The organism is Sporomusa malonica, assembly GCF_900176355.1.
GTDB classification, from domain to species: Bacteria; Bacillota; Negativicutes; order Sporomusales; family Sporomusaceae; genus Sporomusa; species Sporomusa malonica.
On the sequence record NZ_FWXI01000001.1, the window covers coordinates 46397 to 69503 of the forward strand.

The following is a 23107-nucleotide window of genomic DNA, read 5'->3' on the forward strand; positions in this document are numbered from 1 at the left end:
CTTTATTCCCGCTTGTGCATCCTATATAAGTACGAGTTCACGAAGGGGGAATAAATTATGGAATGGCAGGAATTTATTCGCGATACTTGGCAGACCTCGCTAGTATTCGTAGGCCTACTAGTTTTTACCCGGATACTTGGTAAAACGCAGGTCGGACAACTGACATTCTATGAATATGTGAGTGGTATTACAATTGGTTCGCTTGCTGCCAACATTGCAGCAGCTGATGCCAATAAAGTATGGAACCATTACTATGACCTTGTGTTATTTGTAGCACTCACCTATGCGGTATCACTTGTTACAATAAAAAGTCGTCCTCTCCGTAAATTAATTGATGGCTCCCCGACAATCGTGATAGAGAACGGACATATCATTGAAGAAAACATGCATAACCTGCGCTATGATATCGATGAGTTGAATGCACATTTGCGCCAGCAAGGAGTCTTAGATCCTGCCGAAGTACAATACGCTATTTTAGAAACTACAGGTGATTTAAGTGTAATTAAAAAGGCTGATAATCAGCCTTTAACTAAAAGTGATTTTAATATTCATCTGCCTGACCCTTCATTTCCGGTGGAACTAATCATGGATGGGGTAATCATTGAGCGCAATTTACGGAGAAAAAACCATTCTAAAGATTGGTTGAAAAAACAATTAGCAGAGAGGAACATCTCCGATATATCTGAGGTAACCTATGCGGGGATCGACTCTAAAGGGCAACTATTTATTAATCGTAAAACTCACTCAAATTATAGTAATAAGAGTAGTGAGGAATAACTTGCTGGTTTCAGTTACCTAATTCTCTAAAGAATACTTTCAGGTATGAAAGGCACTGATAAAATATAGCTAATAGAAGATTAATAGTGCAACCGATGGCCGGTAAAAATACTAACCGAATAATTATTGGATTTCTTGCCTTATCTTGTTTGTATATTCTATTCGCTTTTCAGTTTAAAGGTTATAGGAATGTACCACTTCTAGAGAGAACGGTCGACAACTATATGGATATAGCCTTGTCATTTTCACATGCGGCTTATGTACAAGAATGGGACAGGGCACCAGAAAGCTTTGATTTTGCTCCCAGCGATGCAGACGGCTCATACAAGCTGAATCTGCCAGGCTGGGATTCTTCAAAAGCATTTAATCGACTTGCCCGTAGCGGATGGAAACTGTACTTTAACTATAGTGGGGCTGATGTCCGGTTGCAGGATACTCAAATTTTAACTGGCAGCCGGGTAGATCCGAATAATAAACTAACCTTTGTTGTAGCTTTTCGCGGCAGTAATAACATTTTTGATTATTTGTTCACAAACTTGAAAAATGACCCTGTCAGTTTAACAGGGATAAGCGTGTCTGATAAATTCGAAGTAGAATATTGGCGACACGTGGTATGGGATCAACACGCCGTACCAAGTATTGTCGTAATGACCCGTAATGCTATGACCACCTGGCTAACCAACCTTACGTCAGTAGTACTTGTGTGTGTGCATCGGGGGTATATGGAACAGGTGCTATACAGTTTAGATGCTAAGGTAATAGACCCAGTAAGCGGCGGTTTATTGAGTGTGGTGGAAGCGCTAGATAAGTATCCTGATGCGGATTTTGTAATAACTGGACACAGTTCAGGCGGCGGTGCCGCGCAAATCTTATCCGCCCTGGTTCTCGAGAGGGGGGGGCGTGAGCAAAACATCCATATTCGAACGTTTGCGACGGCTGGCGCCTTCAACTACGCCGGGCAAGCTAAATATAGGAATCTTGACTCAATTAACTACTTCATTCCTAATGATCCCATACTGATTGTTAATACTCTTACTGGGTATGGCCCACTCGGCATACATATTATGGTACCACCAACACGACAGTTTTCTCAGAACAACAAAACAGTACACGAGATGACAGCGTACGAAGAACAGTTAAGGAAGGACGATTAGTAGGGACGTACCCTTTGCTTGGTTTCTAAAGTTTTGTGAAAAGACATCCTATTGTAGAAAGCAAAATTCTACAATAGGATGTCTTTTTCAATTAGCTGCTCCTTTTGACATGTTCGTTGATCATAAATAAAAAATGAGCCCAGTATACTCTGGGCTACTGGACAAAAAATGACTGACACTATATTTTAGTGGAACTCATCTTTTAAAAAAAACGGCGGCGGAAAAAAGGGAAGAAAGGGAAGAACGGAAAGAAGGGGAAAAAACCAAACCCAAATCTGCGTCTGCGGAATCGACCGAATCGACCGAATCCATCCGGATTACCGTCCGGATTACCATCTGGTGAATCGTCGTCGTCCGCTGGTGCACCACACATCGAGCATTCGTCATCACGGTCGTCATCATACTCGTGGCCACAGCAGGAACAAACTCTGCAAATTTCGCAAGAACAGTCATCATAAACTCTGTACTTCATGGTACAGGTTCCAATACACCTTCTTTTACATCTTGGCTCACAGTCACAGCTTGGCATATATTCATGGCTCATCATACAATCACGATTGGGCATATACCTAGCCCTCGACCTATATTTATCCATTATTATACCTCCACTATTTTTTAGGGTTGGTTTAGTGTATTTTATGCATAACTTTAGCAACATGTTACGTCTATTCGTTATTTAACTTGCATAAAAAATAACCATTGAAATTCCTCAAGGGAATTTCAATGGCAGAAACGGAGTGGGGGGATTACCTGTTTTTTTCTTCCAGTGCTTGCTCAATCAACCCGTCTATAAGCTGATGCAAGTGCATTACTGAATAATCAAATTTTTGCCCGGCCATAAAATAAGCAGCAATTTCTGGTATTTTCATCATCTCGTCAAAATTTTTTTCTAATTCTTCTTTTCGAAATTTTCCTCCGGCAGCTGGCCGCTTGCACGCCGCGGCATTATCCTGCATAAATTGTTCGACGCGTCTATTAAGCTGGCTGTTTCTTTCAAGGTTAGCTTTGACTTTTTGCAGCACCCTGAATTCATTAGTGTTTTTTAATACCTCTACGATTTCCCTAGCCTTCTTTTTGATCATGTGCGGTCTTCACCCCGATAACAGATTACTTTGGTACTCATCTCAGTATATTTCTGGTATGGAGAATTGTGATTTAAATGATTAAAATTTTTCGTCACAGCCCTTCACATAATCATATGTGGAGGCCTTAAACAAAGCCGAATTAGCATTAGTAGTGAAGTGCCCCCTTTATATACCAGGATAAAATGCTTTGTGCTGCAAAAAATACTATGGTCAGTTAAAGTTGCTAAAACCAGGCAGGAGGTAGAGCCTACCTTCTCATAAATTAAACTAAGATATTAAAAGGTGATACAGATGGGTGTTAAGGTCGGCATTCCACAAGCTTTACTGTACCATGAGTTTGGCGATTTCTGGTTGGACTTTTTTCAGAACACCGGGGTACCAGTAGCTCTTTCAGGTGAGACTAATAAAAAAATATTAGACCGGGGGACGTCACTCGCCATTGATGAATCTTGTATACCATTAAAGGTTTACTTAGGACATGTAGATTCCTTATTAGCTACATGCAGTCATATCTTTGTACCGCGCGTTGCCCAGTATTATCCTGATAACCATCTTTGTGCAAAGCTTGCCGGTTTACCGGATATTGTGCAAAACACGTTTAGGTTAGATAATCTAGAATTAATTAGTCCAAATATCGAAAATAAGTCCCATACCACAATGTTAAAAGCTATTCACACGATATGTCAGCCACTGGGCTTGTCTACCATTACCGGACATCGGGCATATCACAAGGCTCTCAAGGAATGGCAAAGTAAAATGCCTATCCAATCTGGTCACCCGGCAAAGGCCAGAATCGCGGTGATCGGTCATGCTTACATAATAAAAGATGTGTTTTTTAACAGTGATATTGAAAATTTTTTCAAGTCTCAAAAAGTAGGTATTACCACCCCTGATGATTTACCGAATAAAAGGGTTTATGAGGAAGCTAAAGCCTTTCAGCAGGATATCTATTGGCAGCTTTCAATAAAAATTGCCGGTGCTACCCGGTATTTCTGTCGACAACCCGATATTGCAGGTATTATTATGGTGTCAAGTTTTGGCTGTGGTCCCGACTCGCTTGTTAACGAATATTTAGAGCATCATATTCTCAAGCCAAGTACTAAACCATATATGGTGATTAGTATTGACGAGCATACTGGTAACGCTGGGCTTCTTACGCGAGTTGAGGCATTTTGGGATATGGTAGAAAGGAGGCTGAAGCTTGAAGGTAAGTTACCCTCACATGGGCTATCTTAGTATACCGGTCTTCAACATGCTGACAAACCTTGGTGTTGAGGTTGTTGAAGCTCCGGCAATTACCAAGAAGACGCTTGAATTGGGTTCGCTGTATTCTCCAGAAGGTGTATGTTTACCCTATAAAATAAACATGGGTAATTTTTTGGAGAGCATTGACAAGGGGGCAGACACATTTGTAACTGTATGTGGTGCGGGAAAATGCCGCTTAGGCTTTTATAATGCTGTGCAAAAAATTCAACTTTCCAAGACTAAGGATGTAGGATTCTATACTATTGATACCAACCATCTCTTTACCAGCTTATATCATTTTTTACAAACTGTGGCTCCTCAAGCCAGTCGTTTAGAAATAGTAAAACAAATTACTATGGCTATAAAAACATTGAAAGCTCTTGATGCCATAAACAATGCCAAGAATTTTTATGGATCACGATCTAATACGCCAGATGCAATCATTGATATAGCGAACAACTCAGCTAGAGCGTTTACCCATTGTCAGGCGCTTAGAGATATAAAGGATAAGCAGGATACGATTATTCAATTAATAAGACCAATGAGTGAGGATACTGCAAGCGAAACCCCTAAAATTGGTTTAGTTGGAGAATTTTATATGTTACTTGAACCTTATGTCAATTATAGGATTGAAGACGTATTGATTAAACGAGGTATCGAGGTTAAAAAGTTTGTTAATACAGGGGCGTGGGTCTATTCCAACACATTATTGAGCTCACTGGGGCTTTACAATGAGGAGAAGGCGTACCAGAAGCAGGCAAGCCCCTATCTTAATCATCATGTTGGCGGTGATGGGCTAAAGTCGGTCGGAACTACGTTATGGTGTGCCCGGAACGGATATGACGGGATTATCCATGTATATCCTTTCGGCTGTATGCCTGAAATAGTAGCCCAGTACGCACTCAAAAATATTGCCCACGACTTCAATTTACCATTACTATCATTAAGCGTTGATGAACACTCCAGCGATGTGGGGGTTCTAACCAGATTGGAGGCATTTGTCGACTGTATCAAACGAAAAAATAGTGCAAACAAAACGGCATCATATTCCTTGTGAGGGAATATGATGCCGTTTTAGTGTTAGCAAAGAGTGTCATTTGGGTTCCAGTATTCATATTATGTAGTAGCCGTGACGGCAATTTTCATAAGAAGGGATGATTACAGTGCCAAGAGATAAATGGGAATCTCCTGAAATTGAGGAATGGGATGAAGAAGAGGAATCTTCCGAATTACGACAATGTTATCCTATTGGTTGCTTTCCAACATTTTGTAACCCGCGGCGGTTTTGTTTCCCACGTCAATGTTTTCCCCGTCAATGCTTCCCTAGATTCTGCTTCCCCCGTCAATGTTTCCCTAGACAGTGCTTCCCCAGACAATGTTTCCCCAGACAGTGTTATCCCCGTCGATAAAGAAAACACGGCTTGTGCCGAGCCTTTGGCGACGGCGGAAGTCGATGTTGCCCTTATCCAGACGGAAAGTTATACTTTCTTACAGGATAAGAAAGGCAAGAGACCGGTACACTATAGACTGGTCTCTTTTCTTTGAACAGAGGTTACAAGTCATAGTATCAATTTTTCATTTCCGCCACCGCAGCAGGTAGCCTGTAAAACGCTGGTACAGGGTCATGAGTGTCAATACAACTACGCCGATGACAATGATTCCGGCAATGACTCTCGGGTAGTCGGCAAAGTCTGAGAAGTACTTTACATACCAGCCCAGGCCGGTTGTTGCACCAATCATCTCAGCTGCTGTTAACAAGATGAAGGCCAGTACCAGGCTGATAGCGCCGCCGCTGACAATATGCGGCATAGCTCCAGGTAAGAGAATGTTAGTGAGCATAGATCTCTGGCTGACGCCTATTGTTCTGGCTGAGTCAACAATACCCTTTTCTAGAGCCTCTACACCTGATATCGTATTGATGAACAGCGGCCAAAAAGCGCCGATAAATATGACAAATATTGAGGAGAGTGTAAAAGTCGGTAATATGGCAATCGCATAGGGAATATAGACAATGGGCGGGATGGGCCCGAGAATATTGGTGGCCGGTTCAATGGCTAGTTTTAGCCGGCGGTTCCAGCCAACAACAAGCCCAAGCGGTACAGCTAAGAGTACAGCCAATGCATAACCCCAAAATAGCAGATTGAACGAACTGATTAGACTTTTTATAAAGACCTGACGATCTTCGGCCAAGAGGCTAAGAACTTGCAAGGGCGTCGGGAAAAGCTGAGGATCTAATAGTTTTAACCACGCGGTACTTATTTGCCAGAGCAGCAGGGTTGCAATCCCCAGAATAAGGCGGTCGCGGCTGACTTGGCTCATATGCCTGCGCCTCCTTCCACTTGCTGCAACTCTTCCAGGATTTCTTTTTGCAGTAAGGAGAGAATTTCATTACGCAGTTCGGCATAGTGGGGATCTTGCACCAGAAAAAAACGCCGCCTGGGACGGGGAAAAGGAACATCAATGATTTTCAGCACTCGACCCGGTCCCGGACTAAATACGGCAATACGGTCAGCGAGATACAAAGCTTCGTCAATATCATGGGTTACCAGAAACACTGTTTTTTTGTTACCGTCTCCTGTCCATAGCTGGAGTAACAGTTCTTGTAGGCTTACCCGGTTTCTGGCGTCAACAGCGCCGAAGGGTTCATCCATGAGGTAGACTGGGGCGTCAAGCGCAAAGGCCCGGGCAATGGCGACCCGCTGCCGCATGCCGCCTGATAATTCAGCAGGGTACTTATGGCTGTAACTACTAAGGCCGACCATAGCCAGTAGTATTTGTGCTTCTTGTTTGGCTGCTTTACCTGTGGCACGGCCTGATTCTTTGAGGGCAAAAATAATGTTATCAAGGGCTGTCATCCAGGGGAACAGGGAGTAATCTTGAAATACTACCGCCCTGTCAGGGCCGGGGGCAAGAATGGGGCTCCCACTGAGAGTAAGCAGGCCGCTTGTGGCTGGCGTTAGTCCGGCTAAAAGCCCGATAGTCGAGCTCTTGCCGCAGCCGCTTGGGCCGACTACTGCCAAGAACTCACCTTGGTTAATGGTAAGTGACAGGTTAGCTATGGCCGGGCATTCGTCGCCTGGATAAACAAGAGAGACAGAGTCGAGATTTAATAAGGCCACCACAAAGCATCCTCCTTCCGGTCTAAGCTATTGATTGTTTATCACAAAATCTTTGTCTAGTTTTTGATAAGTGGCATTCTGTGGTTCCCGTTGTCTCAGCTGGTCAAGTGCAGTTTTATAAATATCGGTATTAATATGTTTGGTGATATCAATATCACTTTGGATATAACCGGCAGCTTTCATAGCCTCCCAAAAAGCAACAAAACGTTTTTTGTCAGGATCAGGAATGCTGTGAATGTGGCCGCTATAGGTGGCTTTTTTGAGCAGTTCTTTATCCAGCTTGACATATTGACTGAGGATATCCAGGGTTTCAGCCTGGTTATTAATATAGAAGTCATAGGCGCGAATGTTAGCGCGGGAAAACCGGACATAAGCCTCTTTGTTAGTTTTTAGCTTATCATTAAGGGCGACTACCCGGCAGCACACATGACCATCCATGTGCTCTGCCGACCAGGAAACAAGTTTTAGCCCTTGTTGTTCAGCCATCTCAGAAAATGGAACCCATACCAGGCCGGCATCAGCTGCGCCTTTTTTTACTGCCTCAAGTACGGCAGCGGGAGAGTCAAGTTCCTGGATGGTTACCTGGGTTTTCCAATCAATGCCGGCTTTGGACATAGCCGAGCGCCAGACAGCATCACCGGTTGCCAGGCGAACAGTCGCCACTTTTTTGCCGACAAAACTCTTGATGTCGGTAAACTGCCCGGCATTTTCAGGTTTGGTAACAACGGCATGGCCCTCGCTTTGCATGCCGCCGATGTCTACGAATGGTGTCCCCTTAGAGATGAAGACTTGGGGTGCTGCTGTGCCAAAAGAACCGGCATCCAATTTCCCAGCTTTAATGGCGTTGAGGCCTTCGCCCGAGTTCGTGAACTGAAATAAATCGACATCCAGCCCTTCCTGTTCGTAGAAGCCCTTTTCTTTGGCAACAAAATACAATACATGGCCAACAGCTGGTAAATAGCCGATGTTGAATTTGATTTTATCAGCTGGGGTAGCTGACTGCGTAGCAGCAGGTGTTGATTGCTGAGTCTTTTGCTGCCCGCACCCAGTGAGCAGTAGACTAAGAATTAGGGAAACTGCGAGGCTTGCAATAATCAGTCGATGCTTAAACACTTGTTTCACTCCTTTTCTTCTTGTAGAAGCCGTTTGTAATAAAAGCCGCTGGTATACAGTGCTGCGGCCGGATTGTGTCCTAGGACTCGATCTTTGGTGATCAGGGTAGTAACCGGAGCATTTGAGTGTTTGATGAACAAAGAGTCATGACCGACACACAGCCCCACAATAATATTAAGGTCAGTGCCAGCCTGATTGAGTAGTCGTGCCTGAAGAATCGGATTGCATAAGGATTCATGGCAGCCCTGCTGCACTTTATATTCAGGCGGCACGCCGATTTCTGTTTTGTCAAGAGAACCTACTTTGCAGAGGACACTGTAGCTGTCAAGGCCTTTAGCGGCAAGTACTCGGACGAAGACACGCGTTTCTTCAATGAGGCCGATGCAGGTAGCAATACCAATTTTTTTAGCACCAATTCTTTTGGCAAAAGCAATGATTTCTTCTACCCGCGTAAGTTTTCCATAGTATACTCCCTCAATTTCGGCTGCCGCCAAGGCCATACTGCGGTCAGGGCCATCTTGGGTATAGTGTGCTTTGGCGTTCTCTATTTGGGTATCAATAGCGGTCTCACCGCGCGATGTCACACTCAAGCAAAAGTCAGGAAACCGTTTGTCACGGCGATAGCAGTTTAGTTGGTGGCAATCGGCGCAGCTTAGATGGTCAAGAGCATGTTGATCACTCATTTGCAATACCTCCTAGAAATTTAGGGAACTAACAAAGGTCTTCTCGAAGTCGCTGTAGGTGGCCAGCTCTAAAACCTCTACTTTTTTAATTAAAGCGGCAATGGTTTGCCTGGCTCCTTGATTTAAGAGCAGAGCCTGCCCGCCTGTTTTGGCAGTATTGCCGAGGAAACTGATTTTGCCCCGAAACTGATTGGGGAGCATACCAATGTTGACTAGACTATCGGCATTAAGATGAAAGCCAAACGAACCGGCGATAAACACACGGTCAACATCGGCCGTGCTAAGACCATTAGCATCAAGCAGGCATTCAATTCCTGCGCGGATGGCGCCTTTGGCAAGCTGGACCTGCCGAATGTCTCTTTGTGACAGATAGACTGATGGGTGAATCGAAAAAACTGTTTTACCATTCTCTTTTTGTAGTCGCTGTTGTAAAGGCTGGGAATCGTCATTTTCTGATCCGGAAAATTTACCAGTCTTGTTGATCATCTTAGTTCTGACAAGCTCACCGACAATGTCTAGCAGGCCACTGCCGCAAATGCCGACAGCCGGAGCATCGGAAATTGTTTTTAAGGCCACTGTGCCGCCTGAGTCAACTTTGAATTTTTCAATGGCTCCCGGAGCAGCCCGCATGCCGCAGGCGATATTCATACCTTCAAAGGCCGGTCCGGCTGCCGTTGATGTTACCGAGAGGCGTCCGTCGACAGCTAATGCCATTTCGCCGTTGGTACCGATATCGACAAACAGGGTAGTGCCTTTGAGATTTGCCAAGTCGGCAGCCAAAATTCCAGCAGTGATATCTGCGCCTACATATGCGGACATAACGGGTGGCAGGTAGACCTGCGCGAAAGGGGCAGTAACAAGACTAATCTCTGATGCAGCATGATAACTGTCACCCCAGAGCAGTGGGATATAAGGATATTTACCTAACGAGACAGGGTCAGCCGCCATTGCCAGATGCAGCATGCAGGTATTGCCGCTGAACACGACTTCATAGATTGTGGTTGGACTGACGGCGGTGTCTTGTGCAAGTTGGCCAATCATGGCATTGATTGCGTTGATTATATCAGTATGCAGGGTTGCCAAACCCTCGGCTGTTGCCCCAAACTTTATCCGGGATAAGACATCCTGGGCATGGAGACTCTGTGGATTAAGCGCCGATACTGAGGCTAACTCTCGGCCAGTGGTAAGGTTAAATAATGCAGCTACCAGGGTAGTGGTGCCAATATCAACAACAATTCCGTGGGCTATCCCAGTAGAATCGCCAGGTTCTTTTCCGAGTACCAATTCCCCGGATAATACTTCAGTCGCACTAGCACCTGGAAGGTACCGTTTTTTTATGAGGGGATCAAGCGCTATGTCAAGCTGTCGTCCCTGGCTCAGTATTTGCACATTGGCTTTGTCTTGGCGTTCGATGATAAAGATGTCGATATAGGGGGCGGCAGATGAAACTGGTTGTGCCTGAATCTCGGTCATGCAACCGAGAAAGATTCCTTGACTTACTTCCTCAGGTGTCAGCGTGTGGTGGCATCCGTCCAGGCTACGGAGAGCAGCCTGAGAATGGTCAGGAATTCTCACCTTGCATTTGCCGCAAGTACCGGCACCATTGCATGGTGACTCTACCAGGACACCGGCTGCTCTGGCGGCGGCAAGAACAGTGGTATTGTCAAGCAATTCGAGACAAACTGCAGCAGCGTCCGCTTGGCCTGTTTCCTGCCAGAAGCGTACTATGGACACGGCATTCACGTCCTTTCGTTAGAAGAAATTCCTTTGACGGTATGAGTCATAGCCTGGATATTGGCGATGGGGCTTGAGGTGCTGAGACCGCAGGCCGGTGCGATAATATCAATACCTTGGGTCAGCAGATTTCTGGTTTGCAGTGCCACTTTTTCCGGCGGGCCATATTCCAAGAGGTAGGTGCTGATATTTCCCATGGTAGTAAGCTGGGGGAACTCGTCTTTTAGCTGTTTTAAGTTGACGATGGCATCAGTGCTGATGGCGTTGGCATTAAGGCTGGCTATAAGTGATTTTACACTATTCAAATTGCCGCAAATATGGACAATCACCGGCACATTCCTTTGATGCACAGCAGCAATTAATTTGTTAATGTAGGTAACGGCGTATTCACCAAACATCTTGGGTCCGAGGATTTCTCCTGTTGCCGTTGGATCACCAATGGCAATCACCGAAACTCCATGGTCAATCAGTTTATGGGCAAAGCCGATTAACAGGGCGGTCACATAGTCAAAGACGCGGTGCGCAGCCGAGGGGTCTTTGCGCAATTCCTTTAGAAACGGGATCGGATCGACGATAGAAGCCGCCGTGCTTACTGGGCCGGTTAGACTGCCGATGACCGGAATATCCGAATGTTGTGTAGATAGAATCGAGGCCGCTTGGCAGACTATAGGGATTCTTCCCGCATTCAATAGTGAGGGGATATCTTTATACTCCACCTGAGCGGCTGATGCAAATACTTCTCTGCTTATTTTAGGTTCACACTCCAAGGTGCCTAAATCAATCTTGCTTCCCAGTACTTCGGCTTCTACTGTCATGCAAAAGGGTAAGCCAAAGTTCTCAAACCCTGTAAGGTTGTGCACGGCATAGGCCAGGTTTGCCATTAAAGTTGCAGCAGAGTGGGCAGCAGGCAGAGTTTGACCGCTATTTTTCATGACGTCGACAATGGCGGCATTCATCATTCCGCCAGGGCAGATGACTGGGGGGCGGTCTAGAGGTTGCTTGCTCAGTACAGCCAGTAAGCGCTCTCTTTCAGTTAGAACTGTCATTCTGACCACCTCTGTTCCAGATAATTCAGCTTTTCCTCGGTGATTGGATAGCCGATCTCACGTACGGCATCAAGCATGGCAGCAATGTTAGCAAATGGAGTTTCTGTGGGCAAACTGCAGCCTGAGGCAACAATATAACCTCTAGGATTGTCATAGGCTTCGCGGACACCGCTCAGAACGGCCAGGCGAACGTCTGATAGGGAGCCTTGCAACATGACTTCTGATGGTTTAACATTACCCATCAGGCGCAGCCTGTTTCCAACCTTACCTTTAGCCTCTGTCAGACTGGCGGCATTATCGATGCTGATACAATCAGCACCGGCATTGGCCATGAGTTCCCATATCTTGGCCGTCTTGCCGCAAATATGCAGGGTTACAGATTTACCCCTGGAGTGAATATAATCGATCAGCTGTTTTAGGTATGGGTAGGAAAATTCTTCGAACTTTTTTGGACTGATAATGGTGGCCGATGACATGGGGTCTGTAAGGCTGGGGGTGCAGCCAATGTCAATGATTGCTTTGGCGTAGTTTAAAGAGGTTTCTAGTGATAGGCGGCATAAGCGGTGTACGGCTTCTGGATTTTTGGCGACAAGCCTGGTTAGAGTTTCAGCTCCAATCAGAAAGGAAGCATTGGTAAAGGGGCAGGTGAGTGCCCCGGTAACAACGACCTCTTTTCCTACCTCAGCCACTGCAATCTTCATGGCCTCCAATTGGTGGGGGAGATTGCCGTCCCGGTAAGGGTCTGCTGGCGATAAGCGGTCAATTTGGCTGATATCGGCAAGGGCTGGTTGATCGAGATAGGCTGTTTCATCTTTGGGATAGCGAATGGCAGCGCCCATAGCTTCGGCCTGACCATACAGGTCGGTAAAGATACGAATAATATCGTAGCCAAATCGGCGGTAAGCGGCAATTTGTGCCTCAGCCAGCAGTTTTCCGCTTACCGGCAATTCGCTGACTTTTACTCCGATTACGCGGGCCGCCGTGTTGCCGACAATGGGAACACAGGGCAGGCGGTCAACTGATTTTCCCTGGCTGTAGGCTGTCAGCCGTTCAATCGGTGTCATTTGGTCTTTAGCCATTTAATGGTACCTCCCTGCTAATATTCATTTGCTGTTTCCCCTTTCAATGGCTGAACTTAGTTTGAAAAATAAAAAAAAGGCCAAAAGAAACGGTACCGTTTCTTTTGGCCTTCAGTATGTCTGATCAGCCTTAAATTTTGTTAATGTATTGTGGCAATTATATGATAAGAAGTAAAATAGTGTCAAGGATAATTTTGTAAAAATAAAAAATAATGGTATTGCCCATTTATGTCAGCATTAATCCGAGCACAGGAGTGGTCTATCTTCCAGTACTCATGATGTTCTTGCATTATTTTTGCTGAAGGAACCATCATTATCCATAAACCTTTGACTTTATTTTAAAATTTAGATATCATTAAAGATATAATTGAAAAATTTTACAGTTGTTAAGCTGTTTTATTTTTTTGTTGGTTTCATCAATACTCTCTACGGGAGATACCAAGAAGCTGTATTTACCCGTACTACCGGCAAAGGAGAAATCCGATTGTACCTGGTAACCCATTATACTGGAGGAGGGGGAATTTAATGAACATCAAGGCAAACTCGATACCCATGACCGCGGTAGAAGGGGAAAAATTAATGGATACATTGCTTAGGCATCACCAATTGGTGTCTAATGACTGCAATGGGCGAGGAACATGTGGGAAATGCAAAGTCAAAATTACAAAACTGGCGCCAGAGCCGTTAGACAATGAATATAAAAAACTAAGCGCTGGTGAGCTTGCTGACGGAGTGCGTTTGGCTTGCCTGGTCACAGCTTGCGAAGGTATGGAAGTCATCTTTGGGCCAACTGGTAATGTTGACCGGAAGGAGAGCCTCTTATTCATGCCAGAGCAAACAAGTGGACAGCATTCTAGTGTAAGCCAGGTAAGTATTGACATAGATGTGCCTTCGCTTGCTGACGAGCGTAGCGACTGGGAACGATTGACGCATAAACTTCAGGAGATGTGTTCCCTTACTAAGCCGACTATTGGCTTGCCGTTGCTTCAAACCCTAGCGCCGGTAATACGACAGGAGAATTTTGCGGTTAATGTGGTATTGCATAATAATGAGGTGTTGGACGTTCGGCCAGGAAAGGGAATTATACCCATCTATGGCGTTGCTGTGGATATCGGCACAACAAATATAGCTGTTGCTATTTTTGACTTGGAGACAGGCCGGATGGTGCGACTGGCGGCAGCGGAAAATGGACAGACTCGTTTTGGTTCTGACGTCATTTCGCGAATTGAGTTCTCAAATGCAAGCCCGCACAACCGTACTTTGTTACGACAAGCAGTAATTGACACAATTAATGGACTGTTAGCTAAGGTATGTACGGCTGCAGAGATTGGGAGTAAGGATCTATTCAAAGCCGTTATCGTCGGTAATACCACTATGCACCATTTATTCCTTGGTTTGGACGTCTCTTATCTAGCGCTTTCACCTTTCGTCTCGGTAAGTAACGCCTATTTACAATTAAGCGGGACTGAGGCAAAACTAGCGATACACCCTCAGGCTAAGGTTCAAATATTCCCCAATATTGCCGGCTTTGTTGGGGGCGATACCCTGGGCGCTATCTTCGGGGCGGAAGAGCTCTTAGTTAGTGGTCGTCACTTATTGCTTGATATTGGTACTAACTGCGAGTTATATCTACAAGACGGCGCGCGGAGGTGGGCTTGCTCCACAGCTGCTGGTCCGGCCTTTGAAGGTGCTGGAATTACCTATGGCATGAGGGCTCAGCCAGGCGCCATTGAACGAGTAACAATTGACGAGAAGGGGCTGGCAATAACGGTAATCGGTGGTGGCGAGGCTACCGGTATTTGCGGTTCAGGGCTTATTGAAGCTATACAGCAAATGCGGCAGGCGGGAGTCCTTAACGAGCAGGGCAGAATTGTAGATCCAGAAGATCCTGAAATTCAACTATCCTCTGAAATTAGTAGCCGTATCCGCGCAGGAGAGAAGGGGCGGGAGTTTATCTTATCCTATAGTTCCACTGGCAATGACATTGTTTTGACTCAGCGGGATATCAGCCAGTTACAATTTGCCAAGGGGGCAGTTTGTGCGGGAATTAGGACTTTGCTGGATATCGCCGGCATGACCATGGAGGATTTGGATAGCGTAGTTTTGGCAGGTACATTTGCTTCTCATCTTAATCTAGCAAGCACATTAGATATTGGACTTATTCCGCAAATTGCTTTGAAAAAGCTTAAGACGGCTGGTAATGCGGCTCATGCTGGGGCGGTTAAGGCGTTATTGGACCAGCGAGCTTTCGATGGCATAATAACACAGGCAAGTAATATAACCCATGTCGAACTGGGCGGAAGCCCTACGTTCAGTATGTATTTTATGGATAGTATGTACATTGATCCGTGTGAAATTTAGGTATTGTGCTTGAGAGAATCTGGATAGAGGAGAAAATATGATGGAAGGTAGCTTGATTAACATCCAATATCTGCAAGATATATTGGATAATTTTTGTAAAGCAACTGGATTGCATGTGGAAATGGTAAACAACAAAGGGGAGCCCTTTGGTTTGGTTGATATAGCTGAGCGCTGTGAGTTTTGTGAATATATCCGAAGCCAGCCTAACGGGCTGAAAAAATGCCAAGCTTCTTACATACAGGCAAGTTCGGAAGCAACCAAGTGGGAAGAACCCTACTTCTTCCGCTGCCGTGCCGGTTTGGTTATCTGGGTGGTGCCTATCATCATCAACGGAGCTTCGCTCGGAAGTATTATTTGTGGGCAGGTTCTACTATGGAAACCGGACCACTTTTTCTATCATGAACTACGTAAGCTCAATCCTGAGGTAGAGGATTTCGAAGAACTTGAAAGAATGGTGAAACAGTTAACCATCGTAACACCTGATCGTTTTCAGGCCGCTGCGGATGTATTGTTTATGATCGTTAATCAGCTAATGAAACACGATTTGCACATTTTAGAGAAAATCGGCGAAAATAAAATGAAACAGCAAATCCACGAGGCATTGGAGGAACGCAAAAAACAAAAGGCCACCACTGTAAGAGCTGATATTGATTATGGAATATATTTCAAGAGGGAACGTAGCTTTCTTCGCTTTATTCGGTTGGGGGATAAGCCTCAGGCCGAAAAGAGTCTCCAAAGTCTCTTACCGCTCTTGTTTATTAAAACGATTGGTGATCAGGTAACGATTAAAAGGCGGATTATCGAGCTGGCAAGCATAACTTCACGGGCTGCGGTTGAGGGTGGTGCAGAGGCAGAAAGAGTAACGACTTTGCTGCAGCAATTTTACCAGAGAGTCGACAATTCCCAGCAAATGGAGGAGTTTTTCTTCCACTTACAACAACTAGTTGCAGCTTTTTTAAACCATGGTCAATCTCTAGTTGATAAAAAATACAATGGATTGGTAAGTGACGCAAAAAAAATTATCATGGAAAGTTATTCACAAAATATCAAAATTGAGGATGTAGCGGCTCACCTGTTTATAAGCCCATCTCACCTATCACGGCTTTTTCGGCAAGAACTCGGTTGTACTGTCAATGACTATATCACCCGAGTAAGGGTAGAACATGCCGTCGAGTTAATGAAAAATCCAGGGCTAAGTGTTGCTCAGGTCTCTCAATCAGTCGGATTTCAAAGTCAAAGTTATTTTGCCAAAGTATTTAGTAAATATATTGGCGTTGCCCCATTGATTTACCGTAATAGTTTATCATAGCGGGAGGTTCTATATGATCTACATGGAGATTATTGAAGGCGTCAAACGTGGTGAGGCGGAAAGAGTGCTGGAACTTTGCCTCAAAGCTTTTTCTTTAGGGTATCCTGCCCTCTCCATACTAGAGAAAGGACTCATTGTGGGCATGGATGAGGTAGCAAATAAATATAGTCATCGACGGGTTATTGTACCTGAGGTACTAATGTCTGCCAGAGCTATACATGCTGGCCTATCTATCTTAGAACCGCATTTAAAAAACAAGGCTAAGCGACGAACAGGTACCATTGTAATCGGCACTGTAGCGGGGGACTTGCATGATATCGGGAAGAATCTGGTGAAACTAATGGTGAAAAGTACGGGAGCTCTTGTTGTTGATTTGGGAATTGATGTTACGCCACAGAAATTTGTCCAGACAGTAGAAAAAACAAACGCAGAGATACTGATGATGGCTGCTTTGTTAACTACCACTATGCCGGTAATGAGACGAGTCATTGTTGCTTTGGAAGAGGCGGGGCTGCGGAAAGGCATGTTAGTTGCCATCGGCGGTGCTCCGGTGGACGAGAGCTTTGCCCGGGAAATCGGCGCTGATTGTTATTTCAAGTGTGCCACAGATGCAAAACAGTTCTTAGAGCTCAACTTAAATAAAATTGTGTTACGACGGAAACAGGCATTGCTCGAAAATTACAAAAAACCTGCAAGTGTAGAGTGTTAAATTAAGCGATAGCCGACCCTTCAAAACAAAGGGGCGGCTATTTAGTTTTTGTAGGGAAGACTGTGAGCTTTAGCAGACTGAAAAGAACTATATATGTATCCACTTTTTGGCTGTGAAGAGGTAGTTGTATTTTTCTTCACGTATTTACTGATGCACGGAATGTATCCAAAAGAGCAGAACTGTAATGCATTCTTAAGTGCCCTTTGATGATATAATGAAACCAGTAAAGGAAATATATGGGATTGACATGGGGGTTGAAGGAGGTGGATATGCCTATTCAAAAAGCAAAATATTGGGTTTTATCATCCGAATAACCTAAATGTATTAGCAAAAAGGAATTAAGAGGGGGAAGCGAAATGGATTTAAGTCAACTTTCACTTGCTGTTCAAAAGGGTAGTGCTGCAAAAGCAAAACAAATGGTTACTGAGGCTCTTGCTGAGAAAGTAGAACCGTCAGAAATATTAAATAATGGCTTAATTGCTGCTATGGCCGCTGTTGGAGAGAAGTTTAAAAATAACGAAATGTATGTACCTGAAATGCTTATGGCCGCTAAAGCCATGAATACGTGCATGCTGGTATTGGAGCCTGTACTGACTGCTACGGGTGTTAAACCGATCGGTAAGGCTGTAATCGGTACTGTAAAAGGCGATTTACACGATATCGGGAAAAACCTGGTTCGTATGATGTTAAAAGGCGCTGGTATTGAAATGTATGATCTTGGTATCGACGTTTCTGCTGAAGCCTTCTTGAATAAAGCCAAAGAGGTTAACGCTGATATGGTTTGCCTTTCAGCGCTGCTTACTACCACAATGCCTTACATGAAGAGTGTTGTCGAGGAATTTGAAAAAGCAGGATATCGGGATAAAGTTGTATTTTTGATCGGCGGCGCTCCAGTCAGCGAAAACTATTGCAAGAGTATTAAGGCAGATTATTATGCTGACGATGCTGTCGCTGCGGTTGACGTTGCTAAAAAAATCCTAGCTAAATAAAGGAGGCGTGTACAAATGGCAAAATCTTTTGATAAATTAGCTTATAACTCCCTTAACGATTTTGTATATGGGAGCGCACCTTATCCAGTTACGTGCAAGAACGGAATGGTCATCGGCGGCGGTATTATTTATCCGGAACTGAATATTACCCTGCCGCCTATCGAAGTTAGTGCAAGTACTATGCCCGAAATCAAAGAAATATATACCGAAATAATTAATGGTGCTTTAAAACGCGCTGTGGAGTTATATGCACCAGGTGTTGTTGTTGAGTTTGAGATGTTGCCAGAAATGACACTTGTTCCTGAATGGGGCATTGAAATTAATAATCTATTGCGCAACACCATGTGGGAGTATGAAGCGAAATACGGATTGAAAAGTGCTTTACGCGCTACTCCTGGTGATGTACGTGAATTTAAGCGCCCGCCGCTTATGCGTCAAGGAGAAATCCTGGATAATCTGCTCAGAACTATCGAAGGATCTGCCAAAGGTGGAGCTGATTTCATTGCTATCGAATCTACTGGCGGTAAAGAAATTCACGATGATGCTCTTGTTAATGCTGATCTTACCAAAGTTATCTTTGCACTAGGCGTCATGGGTTGCAGAGATATGAAATTCCTCTGGGAAAAAATCGTAGATGTTTCAAGAGAAAACGGTTCTATTCCATCTGGTGATACAGCGTGCGGTTTTGCCAATACTGCCTTTGCTCTCGCCCATAAAAACTTTATTCCCAATTCTTTTGCCGCTGTTGTAAGGGTGGCTAGTGTTGCTAGAACGCTTGCCGCTGTAGAAGCAGGGGCAGTTGGCCCGGACAAAGACTGTGGTTATGAAGGTGTTTACCTAAAAGCGATCACTGGTACACCGATTTCTATGGAAGGTAAGTCGGCAGCTTGTGCTCATCTGAGTTCGATGGGGAACGTCGCGGCTTCGGTTGCTGACCTATGGAGCAACGAATCAGTACATCCTGTTCGCCTCTTATCAGATATTGCAACTACTGTTTCCATGGAGCAGTTAATTTATGATTGCCGTCTAATGAATAAAGCCAAAGAAAGAGGCTATGGAACCACAATGCGGGACTTACTGGCTGATTCAGATTCAAAATATGATCCTCAAGCTTATGTAATCAGTCCTAAGGTAGTTTTCGAAATTAGCCAAGAGTTAGTAAAAGCCAAGACTCCTTTCCTAAGAACCAAAGCAGGTGCTAAGTTGGCAGTTGAGGCCATTCGAAAAGGCGTTGACAAAGGCGAATTATGCATAGCTGAACGTGAAAAAGCCTGGTTAGATATCATGGATGAGCAAATCGCTGCTATTCCAGACGATGAAGAGAAATTCTGGCATGAAATCAAAGGCGAACTAGAACTGGATAAATTCATACCTTCCGAGTATGGGCTCGATTAACCTGCAAAAGATCTGGGAATTTGAGCAAATATACGGAGAAGGAGGTAGCCGTTATGCTAGTAGTAGGTGAACTGATCAATTCCAGCCGTAAGGCTATTACTGCGGCTATTGAGACTCAGGATGTAAAATATATTCAAAATATTGCAAAAGAACAATTGGAGGCCGGTGCCAATTATATTGACGTTAATGCTGGGATATTCGTTGGCAAAGAAGCCGAATATCTCACATGGCTGGTCAAAGTAGTGCAGGAAGCTGTGGACGCGCCCTGCTGCATTGACAGTCCGGACCCCAAATGTGTGGAAGCTGCGCTAAAAGTACATAAAGGTGTAGCAATGGTCAATTCCATCTCTCTAGAAAAAGAGCGTTATGATGCGTTGATGCCGGTGATAGCTGGAACGAACCTAAAAGTAGTTGCCTTATGCATGGGTGATGAAGGAATGCCGGAAACAACAGAGGCTAGATTGAAAATTGCCGATAAGTTGATCAATGATTTAACCAAAAATAACGTGCCTTTGGACAACATTTATGTAGACGCCTTGGTTCAGCCGATAGCGACTAGTGACTCTTTTGGAATTGAGTTTTTGGATGCTATCCAGGCTGTTACCACCAATTATCCAGGAGTACACACTATTTGCGGTCTATCTAATATTTCCTACGGACTGCCTAATCGCAAATTTATGAATCAAATGTTTGCGGTTATGGGCATAGCCAAGGGGTTAGACGGGCTAATTATTAATCCGTTGGATAAGGCGATGATGGCAAGTATAATAACGGCAGAAACATTGGCCGGTCGGGACAACTTCTGCTGCAATTACCTTGAGGCTTTTCGACGGGACGCATTTGTTTGGTAGCTTAGGCAGTGGCAAAGGGGGTTGTCTCCAGCATTATGGTGATAGCCCTCTATGCCTAATAATATGCATATCACTTGTATTTATTCCGGAATTTTCCCAGCAACAAGGAGGGTAACAATGCGTATTATACTTTTCGGCGGTTTTCTAGGTTCCGGAAAGACTACAACTATGTTGCAGGTAGCAAAATATCTGACAACGACTCGACAAGAGACGGTCGCTATTATTGAAAATGAAATCGGTGCAGCTGGTATTGATGATAAACTTTTTTCTGATAGTGGTTTAAAAGTAAAAAAGTTATTTGGGGGATGCGTTTGCTGCCAAATAACTAGTGACCTACTAAGAGCTGTTGAGAGTATTCATACGTCACTTAGTCCGGACTGGCTTATGATCGAAATGACTGGTTTGGCGTACCCCTCCAAGACAGCTAAAATACTTAAAACGCATAGTAAGAGTTACTCAGCTTTCAAGATAGTTACTATCGTTGACCGTGGACGATGGTCTGAACTAATAGCTATGCTAAAGCCGCTTGTTATTGGACAGGTGTCAGGGAGTGATCTAATTGTGCTTAATAAAGCGGACATTGCCGGTGAAGAGTTGCAGAAGATTGAAAGCGAGTTACGGGAAATTGACGCACACATAAAGGTTGTAGCGACTAGTGCTGTCAGCAAGTTACCTAGTGACGTGCTTGAGGAGGTCATATATTGTGAATAGTGAGGCCACTGTATATAGCCAAAGTCGTTATATCATTTTTAGAAACAATATTACAACTCTAGAAGCTGAACGGTTATTACGAGAGCTTGTGATGTCAATTGGAAGAGAGCTCGCCTATAACGAGGTTATTCTAGGTCATATAAAAGTTCTTGCCAAGTTATTGCAACCTGTGGCAGAACATTTTCTCTTTTTGTCCCTGACTAGATTAGACCAGATAGATGTAGTCCCTTCGGAGTGTTGGCCTAAGGAAGGTGACGTTATTATAGATCGCTTGAAAGTATATGTGAATGTCCTCGTCTTTGGACATACAATGAGTAAAGTTGAAGAAGTGGTAAATAACGCTCTAAAGAGTTCAGGAGGATGTGCTTATAGAGCTCTTATCAGCGATTTTCATTCAGGGATTGGGCGGGGAATAAATCTTTAGTGCAAGATGAGTTGAACTGATTTGATTCTAATTAACAATTTCCTGAATTTATAAAAATTATAGCATAAATTCCAAAGAATGTAAAAGAATTATCTGCAGTCCTATCGCGAAAAAAATGTTGAATTTTAGGATGCAAAATACTTCATGGGCTGTCAAAAGCTGATAAATGCTTATTGATGGCTCTTTTCTAGAGTATTCGCTAATTGACGATATATAACAAGGGAAGGTAGCGGAATAGGAGGGCCTATCTATGAATTTTGGTGATAAGGTACGATATATTCGTGAAAAGTTCTCATTAACTACCACACAGTTGGCAAAGTTATTAAACGTGACGCAGTCGTACGTATCACACGTAGAAAACAACCGCCGACAGTTTGGTCGCGACAAAATTGTTGTATTAGCCAAGGAACTACAAATCCCTGTTGAATTTTTTCTGCGTGAAGATGTGGATACGTTAGAGCAAATCAGAGTTTCTGATGGGTTGGAAGCATTATTTAATGATGAAAGGTACCCCAACTATTTCGGTGTAGTGGACTATGCAGTCAAGGCTGGCATTCGCCCCGAAGAATTGGAACAGGCGATAGAATTTATAAAGAATATAAGACACAAGACGAGATGAAGTTTGCCGTAATCTTTAGGAGTTCATTGAAAAGAATAAGCGTCCGAGTTGGTCCGCTATTGTAACGCAATTAACAGTGAAACCAAGGATAATTTTGTAAAAATAAAGAATAAAGTTGCATTTAGGGGTTGACACCCATTTATACTTTGTGCTAACATGAGCCTAATCAATTAAATCGTATATCGCTGACCGGAATACCGGAGGCAATCGGTGGCTGTAACCCCAGCCGCGATTGCCTCTTTTTTATTTGATTGTGGTCACAATTGAGATGAGTATTGCTGACTGGGAATATCCAGAGGCAACTGAAGTTCTACCTGAAAATAGAATTTTGGTTGTCTCTTTTTTGACTAATTTAAGTAGGAGATGAGGATATGACGGCTATGGTCATAGGTGCTGATTACCTGGGGGCAATTGAAGGAAAAATGCGGGATATGGGCATAACCGAGATCGCTCATATTAAGGGCCGGAACCCTGGCGAGGTAAAAAAGTTCAATATACCCAAGAGTGCTGCTTTCGTCTTAGTGTTTACCGATTATATCAATCACAACATGGCTAAAGTGGTAAAAAGTCATGCGAAAGCTCAGTCGGTTCCGTTGGTTTATGCAAAACGGTCATGGTGTGCCGTTGAGCGCAAACTGGCTGGGCTAGGCCTGTAGTAGCTGAAATTTACTGAAGAATGCATTGCTTACGTTGAGACATGAGAC

24 protein-coding genes are annotated in these 23107 nt (G+C 44.2%); 15 read left to right on the top strand and 9 right to left on the bottom strand.

Features of this window, described 5'->3' with window-relative positions; all coding sequences use genetic code 11:
• Window positions 1-57 precede the first annotated feature (57 nt).
• Together B9A22_RS00230 and B9A22_RS00235 are read left to right on the top strand one after the other, a co-directional pair.
• Window positions 58-777 carry a DUF421 domain-containing protein gene (locus B9A22_RS00230; RefSeq protein ID WP_084573587.1) on the top strand — a complete coding sequence of 240 codons (720 nt, stop codon included), beginning with the start codon at window positions 58-60 and terminating at the stop codon, window positions 775-777.
• A 224-nt stretch (window positions 778-1001) separates the two neighbouring features.
• A complete protein-coding gene (locus B9A22_RS00235; protein WP_176215324.1) occupies window positions 1002-1931 on the top strand; it encodes a lipase family protein in 930 nt (309 codons plus the stop codon).
• A gap of 195 nt (window positions 1932-2126) precedes the next feature.
• Here the strand turns inward: B9A22_RS00235 and B9A22_RS25150 are convergent, their stop codons facing one another.
• Together B9A22_RS25150 and B9A22_RS00240 are read right to left on the bottom strand one after the other, a co-directional pair.
• On the bottom strand, window positions 2127-2387 hold the full coding sequence (locus tag B9A22_RS25150) for a hypothetical protein (protein ID WP_176215325.1): 261 nt from the start codon (window positions 2385-2387) through the stop codon (window positions 2127-2129).
• 290 nt (window positions 2388-2677) lie between these two features.
• Entirely contained in the window at window positions 2678-3013 is a 336-nt protein-coding gene (locus B9A22_RS00240; protein WP_084573589.1) for a YlbF family regulator, read from the bottom strand.
• 294 nt (window positions 3014-3307) lie between these two features.
• Between B9A22_RS00240 and B9A22_RS00245 the strand changes: the two genes are divergently transcribed.
• From B9A22_RS00245 to B9A22_RS25155, 3 genes are all read left to right on the top strand, one after another.
• On the top strand, window positions 3308-4252 hold the full coding sequence (locus B9A22_RS00245) for an acyl-CoA dehydratase activase-related protein (RefSeq protein ID WP_084573590.1): 945 nt from the start codon (window positions 3308-3310) through the stop codon (window positions 4250-4252).
• Window positions 4239-5318 carry a hypothetical protein gene (locus tag B9A22_RS00250; RefSeq protein WP_245823722.1) on the top strand — a complete coding sequence of 360 codons (1080 nt, stop codon included), beginning with the start codon at window positions 4239-4241 and terminating at the stop codon, window positions 5316-5318. The genes B9A22_RS00245 and B9A22_RS00250 overlap by 14 nt, the downstream gene beginning before the upstream one ends.
• 149 nt (window positions 5319-5467) lie before the next feature.
• On the top strand, window positions 5468-5806 hold the full coding sequence (locus B9A22_RS25155) for a hypothetical protein (RefSeq protein WP_176215326.1): 339 nt from the start codon (window positions 5468-5470) through the stop codon (window positions 5804-5806).
• A gap of 30 nt (window positions 5807-5836) precedes the next feature.
• Here B9A22_RS25155 and B9A22_RS00260 read toward each other — a convergent pair whose 3' ends face one another.
• Genes B9A22_RS00260 through B9A22_RS00290 form a run of 7 tightly spaced genes read right to left on the bottom strand, consistent with a single transcriptional unit; the run spans window position 5837 to window position 13035 of the window.
• A complete protein-coding gene (locus B9A22_RS00260; RefSeq protein ID WP_084573593.1) occupies window positions 5837-6580 on the bottom strand; it encodes an ABC transporter permease in 744 nt (247 codons plus the stop codon).
• The gene (locus B9A22_RS00265; RefSeq protein ID WP_217805831.1) at window positions 6577-7383 is read right to left on the bottom strand and encodes an ABC transporter ATP-binding protein; all 807 of its coding nucleotides are present in this window, start codon (window positions 7381-7383) and stop codon (window positions 6577-6579) included. The genes B9A22_RS00260 and B9A22_RS00265 overlap by 4 nt, the downstream gene beginning before the upstream one ends.
• 24 nt (window positions 7384-7407) lie before the next feature.
• Entirely contained in the window at window positions 7408-8493 is a 1086-nt protein-coding gene (locus tag B9A22_RS00270) for an ABC transporter substrate-binding protein (RefSeq protein ID WP_217805832.1), read from the bottom strand.
• Between the two features lie 5 nt (window positions 8494-8498).
• Window positions 8499-9176, bottom strand: a complete 678-nt coding sequence (locus B9A22_RS00275) for a DUF1847 domain-containing protein (protein WP_084573595.1) — start codon at window positions 9174-9176, stop codon at window positions 8499-8501.
• A gap of 12 nt (window positions 9177-9188) precedes the next feature.
• Window positions 9189-10910 (bottom strand): ASKHA domain-containing protein, encoded by a 1722-nt coding sequence (locus B9A22_RS00280; protein ID WP_245823727.1) that lies wholly within the window; start codon window positions 10908-10910, stop codon window positions 9189-9191.
• Window positions 10911-10915: 5 nt separating this feature from the next.
• Complete coding sequence (locus B9A22_RS00285) at window positions 10916-11956, bottom strand: uroporphyrinogen decarboxylase family protein (RefSeq protein WP_084573596.1); 1041 nt, start codon at window positions 11954-11956, stop codon at window positions 10916-10918.
• Window positions 11953-13035: a uroporphyrinogen decarboxylase family protein gene (locus tag B9A22_RS00290; protein WP_084573597.1), complete on the bottom strand. Its 1083-nt coding sequence runs from the start codon at window positions 13033-13035 to the stop codon at window positions 11953-11955. The genes B9A22_RS00285 and B9A22_RS00290 overlap by 4 nt, the downstream gene beginning before the upstream one ends.
• 525 nt (window positions 13036-13560) lie before the next feature.
• Here B9A22_RS00290 and B9A22_RS00295 point away from each other — a divergent pair.
• The 10 genes from B9A22_RS00295 (at window position 13561) to B9A22_RS00340 (ending at window position 23059) form a co-directional block, all read left to right on the top strand.
• Window positions 13561-15396 carry an ASKHA domain-containing protein gene (locus tag B9A22_RS00295; protein ID WP_084573598.1) on the top strand — a complete coding sequence of 612 codons (1836 nt, stop codon included), beginning with the start codon at window positions 13561-13563 and terminating at the stop codon, window positions 15394-15396.
• Between the two features lie 37 nt (window positions 15397-15433).
• Entirely contained in the window at window positions 15434-16705 is a 1272-nt protein-coding gene (locus tag B9A22_RS00300; RefSeq protein WP_084573599.1) for a PocR ligand-binding domain-containing protein, read from the top strand.
• 13 nt (window positions 16706-16718) lie between these two features.
• Window positions 16719-17414, top strand: a complete 696-nt coding sequence (locus B9A22_RS00305) for a corrinoid protein (RefSeq protein WP_084573600.1) — start codon at window positions 16719-16721, stop codon at window positions 17412-17414.
• Between the two features lie 356 nt (window positions 17415-17770).
• Complete coding sequence (locus B9A22_RS00310) at window positions 17771-18403, top strand: cobalamin B12-binding domain-containing protein (RefSeq protein WP_084573601.1); 633 nt, start codon at window positions 17771-17773, stop codon at window positions 18401-18403.
• A 15-nt stretch (window positions 18404-18418) separates the two neighbouring features.
• Window positions 18419-19798, top strand: a complete 1380-nt coding sequence (locus tag B9A22_RS00315; RefSeq protein WP_084573602.1) for a methyltransferase MtaB domain-containing protein — start codon at window positions 18419-18421, stop codon at window positions 19796-19798.
• A 53-nt stretch (window positions 19799-19851) separates the two neighbouring features.
• Complete coding sequence (locus tag B9A22_RS00320) at window positions 19852-20649, top strand: methyltetrahydrofolate cobalamin methyltransferase (RefSeq protein WP_084573603.1); 798 nt, start codon at window positions 19852-19854, stop codon at window positions 20647-20649.
• Window positions 20650-20766: 117 nt separating this feature from the next.
• On the top strand, window positions 20767-21360 hold the full coding sequence (locus B9A22_RS00325) for a GTP-binding protein (protein WP_176215327.1): 594 nt from the start codon (window positions 20767-20769) through the stop codon (window positions 21358-21360).
• Window positions 21353-21784: a hypothetical protein gene (locus tag B9A22_RS00330; RefSeq protein ID WP_084573605.1), complete on the top strand. Its 432-nt coding sequence runs from the start codon at window positions 21353-21355 to the stop codon at window positions 21782-21784. The genes B9A22_RS00325 and B9A22_RS00330 overlap by 8 nt, the downstream gene beginning before the upstream one ends.
• A 250-nt stretch (window positions 21785-22034) precedes the next feature.
• Window positions 22035-22403 carry a helix-turn-helix domain-containing protein gene (locus tag B9A22_RS00335; RefSeq protein WP_084573606.1) on the top strand — a complete coding sequence of 123 codons (369 nt, stop codon included), beginning with the start codon at window positions 22035-22037 and terminating at the stop codon, window positions 22401-22403.
• A 371-nt stretch (window positions 22404-22774) separates the two neighbouring features.
• Window positions 22775-23059 carry a DUF2325 domain-containing protein gene (locus B9A22_RS00340; protein WP_084573607.1) on the top strand — a complete coding sequence of 95 codons (285 nt, stop codon included), beginning with the start codon at window positions 22775-22777 and terminating at the stop codon, window positions 23057-23059.
• The last annotated feature ends 48 nt before the right edge of the window (window positions 23060-23107 follow it).

Bases quoted from the DNA above. Each gene is read 5' to 3' on its own strand.
- B9A22_RS00300 (WP_084573599.1), top strand. From the start codon at position 15,434: ATGATGGAAGGTAGCTTGATTAACATCCAATATCTGCAAGATATATTG.
- B9A22_RS00260 (WP_084573593.1), bottom strand. From the start codon at position 6,580: ATGAGCCAAGTCAGCCGCGACCGCCTTATTCTGGGGATTGCAACCCTG.
- B9A22_RS00305 (WP_084573600.1), top strand. From the start codon at position 16,719: ATGATCTACATGGAGATTATTGAAGGCGTCAAACGTGGTGAGGCGGAA.
- B9A22_RS00335 (WP_084573606.1), top strand. From the start codon at position 22,035: ATGAATTTTGGTGATAAGGTACGATATATTCGTGAAAAGTTCTCATTA.
- B9A22_RS25155 (WP_176215326.1), top strand. From the start codon at position 5,468: ATGAAGAAGAGGAATCTTCCGAATTACGACAATGTTATCCTATTGGTT.
- B9A22_RS00275 (WP_084573595.1), bottom strand. From the start codon at position 9,176: ATGAGTGATCAACATGCTCTTGACCATCTAAGCTGCGCCGATTGCCAC.
- B9A22_RS00230 (WP_084573587.1), top strand. From the start codon at position 58: ATGGAATGGCAGGAATTTATTCGCGATACTTGGCAGACCTCGCTAGTA.
- B9A22_RS00235 (WP_176215324.1), top strand. From the start codon at position 1,002: ATGGATATAGCCTTGTCATTTTCACATGCGGCTTATGTACAAGAATGG.
- B9A22_RS00285 (WP_084573596.1), bottom strand. From the start codon at position 11,956: ATGACAGTTCTAACTGAAAGAGAGCGCTTACTGGCTGTACTGAGCAAG.
- B9A22_RS00325 (WP_176215327.1), top strand. From the start codon at position 20,767: ATGCGTATTATACTTTTCGGCGGTTTTCTAGGTTCCGGAAAGACTACA.
- B9A22_RS00340 (WP_084573607.1), top strand. From the start codon at position 22,775: ATGACGGCTATGGTCATAGGTGCTGATTACCTGGGGGCAATTGAAGGA.
- B9A22_RS00240 (WP_084573589.1), bottom strand. From the start codon at position 3,013: ATGATCAAAAAGAAGGCTAGGGAAATCGTAGAGGTATTAAAAAACACT.
- B9A22_RS00295 (WP_084573598.1), top strand. From the start codon at position 13,561: ATGAACATCAAGGCAAACTCGATACCCATGACCGCGGTAGAAGGGGAA.
- B9A22_RS00320 (WP_084573603.1), top strand. From the start codon at position 19,852: ATGCTAGTAGTAGGTGAACTGATCAATTCCAGCCGTAAGGCTATTACT.
- B9A22_RS00250 (WP_245823722.1), top strand. From the start codon at position 4,239: ATGGGCTATCTTAGTATACCGGTCTTCAACATGCTGACAAACCTTGGT.
- B9A22_RS25150 (WP_176215325.1), bottom strand. From the start codon at position 2,387: ATGATGACTGTTCTTGCGAAATTTGCAGAGTTTGTTCCTGCTGTGGCC.
- B9A22_RS00315 (WP_084573602.1), top strand. From the start codon at position 18,419: ATGGCAAAATCTTTTGATAAATTAGCTTATAACTCCCTTAACGATTTT.
- B9A22_RS00310 (WP_084573601.1), top strand. From the start codon at position 17,771: ATGGATTTAAGTCAACTTTCACTTGCTGTTCAAAAGGGTAGTGCTGCA.
- B9A22_RS00245 (WP_084573590.1), top strand. From the start codon at position 3,308: ATGGGTGTTAAGGTCGGCATTCCACAAGCTTTACTGTACCATGAGTTT.
- B9A22_RS00290 (WP_084573597.1), bottom strand. From the start codon at position 13,035: ATGGCTAAAGACCAAATGACACCGATTGAACGGCTGACAGCCTACAGC.